Here is a 617-nt window from a genome sequence, read left to right as displayed (position 1 = left end):
GAGGAAGTCGAACTTCACCAGACCGGCCGCTTCAACGTCGTCCTTGTCGAACTGGGTTACCAGACCGTCACCGGCCTCGTCGCAATAGATCGGCGAGAAGTCAGTCAGTTTGGTCGGTGCGATAACCACACCACCGGCGTGTTTACCGACGTTACGCACCACGCCTTCGAGCTTGCGCGCCATCTCCCAGATTTCCGCAGCCTCTTCATCAACTTTGACGAAGTCACGGAGGATCTCTTCCTGCTCGTAGGCTTTCTCGAGGGTCATGCCGACTTCGAACGGAATCATCTTCGACAGACGATCGGCCAGACCGTAAGACTTGCCCTGTACCCGCGCCACGTCGCGCACCACAGCCTTGGCGGCCATGGAACCGAAAGTGATGATCTGGCTTACCGCGTTGCGGCCGTACTTCTCGGCCACGTAGTCGATCACACGGTCACGACCGTCCATGCAGAAGTCGACGTCGAAATCGGGCATCGATACCCGTTCCGGGTTAAGGAAACGTTCGAACAGCAGGTCGTATTCCAGCGGGTCGAGGTCGGTGATCTTCTGCACGTAGGCCACCAGCGATCCGGCACCCGACCCACGGCCGGGACCTACCGGTACGCCGTTGTTCT

At 59.2% G+C, this 617-nt stretch carries 1 pseudogene; it reads right to left on the bottom strand.

What is annotated here, in order from left to right:
* Window positions 1-617: pseudogene (locus tag BK660_RS31690) on the bottom strand (DNA polymerase III subunit alpha); the annotation flags it as partial.

This window comes from Pseudomonas brassicacearum (genome assembly GCF_003732265.1).
Taxonomy (GTDB): domain Bacteria; phylum Pseudomonadota; class Gammaproteobacteria; order Pseudomonadales; family Pseudomonadaceae; genus Aquipseudomonas; species Aquipseudomonas brassicacearum_D.
The sequence above is the reverse complement of the archived record's forward strand: the minus strand, read 5'-3'. Positions and strand labels throughout refer to the sequence as shown.